Below are 5,970 nucleotides of genomic sequence, written 5' to 3'. Positions count from 1 at the left end.
ATGTACGGCAGCATGGGCTCGATCTGCGAGATCTCCATCACCTCAGTGATCACCAGCAGGCCATTCTTATCCGCAGCCTCGCGCATGATCTTCAGCCCCTCGATGCCCATGCCCTGGAAGCTGTACGGCGAGCTGCGCGGTTTGAAGGCGCCGCCGCGCAGGAACTTACAGCCGGACTCCGCCACCTGTTTTGCAGACAGATCGATCTGTTCTTTCGATTCCACGGAGCAGGGACCCGCCATCAGGACCACCTCTTCTCCGCCGACAACCACGCCGTTGGCGAACTTGATCTTCGTCCCTTCAGGACGGAAGTTGCGGCCGGCAAGTTTGTAGGGAGAGGAGATGCGATAGGCGTCCTGGACGCSCGGCAGTACCGTGAACTCGGCAACATCGAAGGCCTGGGGTGTGCCTACACCGGCGAGGATGGTCTGCGCCGCCCCGGTAGTACGGTGGACGGCGAAACCGAGCTCCACCATGCGCTCGATGACTGACTGGATATGTTCTTCGGTTGCTGCATCCTGCATTGCGACGATCATTGCTGTCTTCCTTTTCGATCCTGCTAGTTGTCTTTCTTCTGGAGCGCTCGCATCACGTCTACGATGCGCTCGTAAATCTTCTGAATCTCCGTGTCCGGCAACGGACCGGGATTACAACCCTTCACGTGATCAAAGACCTGTTGTTCGCGGCCTGGCTCGTATACGGGCATGGCCTGCTGCGCCTTCAAGCGCCCGATGGCCTCTGCTGCTTCCGCCCTCTGGCTGATAAGGCGGACAATCTGCTCGTCGAGCTCGTCAATGCGCTTGCGCCAGTCTGCTATTTCCATCGTTGCTGCATCTCCTTATCGTTTCCTTTCATGGTATTCAGCTTCTATCCGCGCAGTCCTCGAACAAACTCCGCCACCGCCGCCGCCGCCTCCTGCGGCGTGGACTTCTCGATGATGGCTACAATCGCCGACCCGATGACCGCCGCATCGGCGTACTCGCCTACCGTCCGCACATGCTCCGCATTGGAGACGCCAAAGCCCAGGGCAATCGGCTTGTCAGTGAACTGACGGATCCGTTGCACCAGCTTTGAGGCATCATCCGAAAGCGTGGACGAGACACCGGTAATTCCCGTACGCGAGATGGCATAGAGGAAGCCCTCGGTATGCTCCGCGATGGCCTTCAAACGCTCGTCAGGCGAGGTGGGAGCAGCCAGGAAGACCGGCGCCAGCCCATGCTTCTTCATGGCAGCCATGTATTCAGCGGCTTCTTCGACAATCATGTCGGTCAGCAGCACGCCATCCGCTCCCACTGCCTCCGCCTCGGCACAGAATGACTCCAGACCCATACGAAGCACCGGGTTCAGATAGCTGAACAGGATCAGACCCGCTTTCGGACGCTCGGTACGAATCTCCTTGCAGAGAGTAAGCACGTCCGTCAGGCGAACGCCGCGTCCGACGGCGCGTTCCATCGCCCGTTGAATCACAGGACCGTCGGCCAGCGGATCGCTGAAGGGAACGCCGAGTTCCAGTACATCTGCGCCGGCATCGATCGCCGCGATGGCGATCTGCTTTGTCGTCTCCAAATCAGGGTCACCCGCAGTGAGGTAGATCACCAGACCCGGTTTCTTCGGAAATTGAATCGGCATTATGCTCCGGCTCCCTTCAGCTCCATCTCGCGAGCCAGGATGCCCATATCTTTGTCGCCACGGCCGCTCACATTGACGAGGATCACATCCGTCTTCGCCAGCTTCGGCGCCTGTTTGATCGCCTCTGCCACGGCATGCGCCGACTCCAGCGCCGGCAGAATGCCCTCGGTCCGCGACAGCACCTTCACTGCATTCAGAGCCTCGGTATCCGTTGCCGAGGTATAGGTGGCGCGGCCCTGGTCGTGCAGCATCGCGTGCTCCGGACCTACGGACGCATAATCCAGACCCGCCGAGACCGAATGTGTCGTCGCGACCTGTCCCGCATCATTCTGCAGGACATAGCTATACGTTCCCTGCAGCACACCCGGCAGACCACCGGAGAAGCGTGCCGCATGCTCACCCAGCGCCGTACCGCGTCCACCGGCTTCGACGCCGATCAGCCTTACATTCGGTTCGGGAATGAACTCATAGAAGGCTCCGATAGCATTCGAGCCACCGCCGACGCAGGCGATCACCGCATTGGGCAGCTTGCCCTCGTGCTCCAGAATCTGCTGCTTCGCCTCGCGCGAGATCACGCGGTGGAAGTCACGCACCATCGTGGGATAGGGATGTGCGCCCAACGCCGAGCCGAGAATATAGAACGTCGTGCGCACGTTCGTGACCCAGTCGCGCATCGCCTCATTGATGGCGTCCTTCAGCGTCGCCGAGCCGGAGCCGACACCGCGTACCTCCGCGCCGAGAAGACGCATGCGGTAGACGTTCAGCTCCTGGCGGCGCATATCTTCTTCGCCCATGTAGATCACGCACTCCATGCCGAAGAGAGCGCAGACCGTCGCTGTCGCCACGCCATGCTGTCCGGCGCCAGTCTCGGCGATGATGCGCTGCTTGCCCATGCGCCTGGCCAGCAGTGCCTGACCGAGAGCGTTATTGATCTTGTGCGCTCCGGTGTGCAGCAGGTCTTCGCGCTTGAGGTAGATCYTCGCTCCACCCAGGTTCTCCGACAGGCGTTTGGCGAAGTAGAGCGGTGTCGGGCGGCCGACATAGTCCTTCAGCAGCGCCGCAAGCTCGCCTTGAAAGGCCTGGTCTTCGCGGACGGCGGCATAGGCGCGTTCCAGCTCCTGCAGGGCCGCCATCAGCGTCTCTGGCACGTAACGGCCGCCATAAGCGCCGAAGCGGCCATTGCCGAGGGTACGGACGGGGTCGATGATGCTGTGTTCCATCGGTAGAGTCCTTTTCTGGTGCAAAAAAACAAAAGCCGCGACCCTTAGGGTTCGCGGCTTCGGTTGGAATCTCGTCGTGTACTTCTGGTAGTGCTAGTCGTTCGACGCTAAACCGCCGGAGCCGCTACTGTGTACCAGTAGCGGAAGGTAAAGCTGAAAAACTGGCGGGAACGCGTCATTGCACTTTTGAACATACACGGATTTCGCCCGGCGAGGCAACCAATTGGCCGAAACGCAGGATTTTTTCTTTTCCTCCACTGGCAAACACTTCCCTCCCCCGTCTCTCTAAACCTGATGCATGCGCCCGGGTGGCGCAGAAGGAGGACGTCATGATGCAAAAGAACGTCACGAACTTCGGCAGATTCAGTTCCGCACTCATTTTGGCGGGTTTGCTCTCAACTCCATTTACGGCAGTCTCCCAGGACCGCACCTACCGGGAGCAGCAGGCTCACGACCGCGCCAAAGCCGCGCAGGACGCCCAAGATAAACGTCACCACACTACCGCCAAAATCGTAGGTGGCTCGGCAGTCGGCGGCGCCGTGTTGGGAGGCGTGATGGGTGGCGGTAAGGGAGCCGCGCTCGGAGCCGGCGTAGGCGCCGGCGGCGGCTATGTCGCCGACAAGATCCGCAAGAAGAAAGGCACGGAGAAACGGGAGAAGGAATACCCAAGGTAACTACATTGGTGCCCCCGGTAACGGCACCAGAGTTCACTTGAAACGGACCGTCTTTTGTGGCGTACTTACTGGCTTGAGGCGCGGGTTTTTGAACCCGTTGCCGCTCACGCTGCATCTAGATATGCAGAAAGCTGGTGATGGTGATTTATGCTGCGAAAGACGGTTCTCGCCGCTGTAGTTGCCTTCGTTGCTATGGGCGTGGCTCATGCCCGGACCCCGCAAGCGAAGGCTCGTGATCATACTCCGCGTGTGAAAGATCGGACGCCGCACGTCCGTGGCGCCCAACCCGGTCGCCGCGCGTAGAGTTCTCTCTTCCTAAGCGAAACGAAAGGACGCCCTTTGCGGCGTCCTTTCTCGTTCCCACTCAACAATCAAAGTTCGCACGCAAGTTCCGGTCTCCGCAGTCGTACCCCTTCAACTTTTAACTTTCAATTTTTAACGAGCGCCGAAGGCGCTCCCTAGTATCCCATCGCTCCGGCGAGGGCATTTTTCTTTATGGCGTGCCTAACCCTCCACAGAAGGTGGCTAGGTACTTCCCACCCCGTGCCGTACTTCTTCAACTTTTAACTTTCAACTTTTAACTCGCGCCGCAGGCGCGCTAGTGCCCCATGGCCTCCGGCGCAGGCTTCTGTTTTTTCGGCGGTAAACGCATCATCAACGGCAACGGAGACAACAGCAGAATCACCACCGCCAGCACGAAGAAAGCGTTCTTGTAGCTGAGCATCTGCGCCTGACGCAGCATCTCCTGATAGGCGCGGCCCATTGCCATCTGGGTCGCCTGCGCCGCAGTCGTGCCGTGATCTCGCAGGATGGTGGCGAGTCCGCCGATATAGTTCTCATACGCCGGCGAGCCGGGCACCGTATTCATGGCAAGCTGCGCCTGGTGCGTCTGCGCGGTGCGTGCCAGGAACGTCGTCAGCAGTGCTGTTCCTGCACTTCCGCCCAGGTTGCGGGCAAAGTTCGAAAGCGACGAGATCTGGTTCATCTTCGCCGGCGGCACACCCACATAGTTCAGTGTGGAGATGGGAATGAAGATAAACGGCAGACCGATTACCTGCACCATGCGCCATAGCGTCACAGTTCCGTACGCAGCATTCAGGTCCAGACGGGTGAGGTTGTAGATACCAGCCGCTGTTGCCACATATCCCATAATGACAAGCGCACGCGGATCGATCTTGCCCAGCGATCTGCCCGCGACCGCCATGCCGATCATCATGACGAAGCCTGCCGGCGACAGCACCATGCCGGCCCTCTCTGCCGTATATCCCAATAGCACCTGCAGGTATTGCGGAATCAGCACAGTAGACCCGAAGAGCACCATACCCAGCACAAGCTGCAGAAAGACAGCGGTGCCGAAGTTGCGGTTCTTTAAGAGCTTCAGATCGACGATCGGGTCTGGGTGCCGCCACTCCCACCAGGCGAAGAACAGCAGCAACGCGGCCGCAGTGATTCCCGCTGCACGGATCATCGGATCGGAGAACCAGTCCTTCTCCTGGCCCTTATCGAGTGTGAACTCCAGCAGACCAACGCCCAGCGCCACCAGACCGAGACCCATGAAGTCCACCGGCTGGCGGTGCGCCTCTGCCGCACGCGCCTTGAGGTATGGCGGATCTTCCACCATCTGGTTCGAGAGCCAGAGCGAGAGCAGGCCGACCGGAATGTTGATGAAGAAGATCCAGTGCCAGTTGTAGTTGTCGGTAATCCAGCCGCCAAGCGTGGGACCGATGGCTGGAGCGACCACCACGGCCATGCCATACACCGCGAAGGCCTGCCCGCGCTTCTCCACCGGAAAGGTATCGGCCAGAATCGCCTGCTCCGACGGCGCCAGGCCGCCGCCGCCAAGGCCCTGCAGCACGCGCGCCAGAATCAGGATCGGCATCGAGGGCGCAATGCCGCAGAGGAACGAGCAGACCGTAAACAGAACGACGCAGGCCATATAGAAACGCTTGCGTCCGAAGCGGTTGGAGAGCCAGCCCGAGATGGGAAGAATGATGGCCGAGGCGACCAGGTAACTGGTCAGCACCCATGTCGCCTCTTCCTGGCTGGCGCCGAGCGAACCGGCGATGTGTGGCAGAGCGACGTTCGCGATGGAGGTATCGAGCACCTCCATGAAGGTGGCCAGCGTGACCGTAAGAGCAATGGCCCAGGGATTGTGCCGGGGCTTCCAGTTGTGGTCGTACGACATGATCGAATATCAGCTAGCTGCGATAGAATATCAGCAAGCTGATGATCGAAAGCGACAGGAATGCAGAAAAAACCTCCCGGAAACAATCGGAGGCTCGTCGGACTCTCAAGCTGCTGAAGCGGCTGACACTTGGTTTCCGCGCGCGGCTGGACGAAGATCTGCGGCCGCTGGGCATCACCTTGGCACAGCTCCGCGTGCTGCATGCCATCAAATCAGAAGCCACAGCCAGCGGCGCCCAGGTGGCGCGGGAGTGCAGCATCAC

General features: G+C 60.0%; 6 protein-coding genes and 1 pseudogene. 2 read left to right on the top strand and 5 right to left on the bottom strand.

The window, feature by feature from the left end:
- The 4 genes and pseudogenes from AB4043_RS11540 to trpB form a co-directional block, all read right to left on the bottom strand.
- Positions 1 to 536: pseudogene (locus AB4043_RS11540) on the bottom strand (3-deoxy-7-phosphoheptulonate synthase); the annotation flags it as partial.
- 23 nt (positions 537 to 559) lie between these two features.
- Positions 560 to 823: a chorismate mutase gene (pheA, locus tag AB4043_RS11535; protein ID WP_147645988.1), complete on the bottom strand. Its 264-nt coding sequence runs from the start codon at positions 821 to 823 to the stop codon at positions 560 to 562.
- A gap of 44 nt (positions 824 to 867) precedes the next feature.
- Positions 868 to 1,629 carry a tryptophan synthase subunit alpha gene (gene trpA / locus AB4043_RS11530; protein ID WP_442300386.1) on the bottom strand — a complete coding sequence of 254 codons (762 nt, stop codon included), beginning with the start codon at positions 1,627 to 1,629 and terminating at the stop codon, positions 868 to 870.
- Positions 1,629 to 2,849, bottom strand: coding sequence for a tryptophan synthase subunit beta (trpB, locus tag AB4043_RS11525; protein WP_442307096.1), 1,221 nt, complete (start codon positions 2,847 to 2,849; stop codon positions 1,629 to 1,631). The genes trpA and trpB overlap by 1 nt, the downstream gene beginning before the upstream one ends.
- 329 nt (positions 2,850 to 3,178) lie before the next feature.
- On the opposite strand from trpB, the gene AB4043_RS11520 reads away from it, so the two are divergent.
- Positions 3,179 to 3,523 carry a hypothetical protein gene (locus AB4043_RS11520; protein ID WP_442300384.1) on the top strand — a complete coding sequence of 115 codons (345 nt, stop codon included), beginning with the start codon at positions 3,179 to 3,181 and terminating at the stop codon, positions 3,521 to 3,523.
- Positions 3,524 to 4,121: 598 nt separating this feature from the next.
- Here the strand turns inward: AB4043_RS11520 and AB4043_RS11515 are convergent.
- Positions 4,122 to 5,708 carry a DHA2 family efflux MFS transporter permease subunit gene (locus tag AB4043_RS11515; protein ID WP_442300383.1) on the bottom strand — a complete coding sequence of 529 codons (1,587 nt, stop codon included), beginning with the start codon at positions 5,706 to 5,708 and terminating at the stop codon, positions 4,122 to 4,124.
- A 41-nt stretch (positions 5,709 to 5,749) separates the two neighbouring features.
- Between AB4043_RS11515 and AB4043_RS11510 the strand changes: the two genes are divergently transcribed.
- Positions 5,750 to 5,970, top strand: a 221-nt coding sequence (locus AB4043_RS11510) for a hypothetical protein (protein WP_442307095.1), incomplete at its 3' end; no start/stop codon positions are given.

This window comes from Terriglobus sp. YAF25, assembly GCF_052113305.1.
In the GTDB taxonomy this organism is placed as follows: Bacteria; Acidobacteriota; Terriglobia; order Terriglobales; family Acidobacteriaceae; genus Terriglobus.
This window is presented reverse-complemented; position numbering and strand designations above follow the sequence as displayed.

What these genes read in the sequence shown, in the direction of transcription:
- AB4043_RS11515 (WP_442300383.1), bottom strand. Translation starts at nt 5,708, where the DNA reads ATGTCGTACGACCACAACTGGAAGCCCCGGCACAATCCCTGGGCCATT.
- AB4043_RS11520 (WP_442300384.1), top strand. Translation starts at nt 3,179, where the DNA reads ATGATGCAAAAGAACGTCACGAACTTCGGCAGATTCAGTTCCGCACTC.
- trpA (WP_442300386.1), bottom strand. Translation starts at nt 1,629, where the DNA reads ATGCCGATTCAATTTCCGAAGAAACCGGGTCTGGTGATCTACCTCACT.
- pheA (WP_147645988.1), bottom strand. Translation starts at nt 823, where the DNA reads ATGGAAATAGCAGACTGGCGCAAGCGCATTGACGAGCTCGACGAGCAG.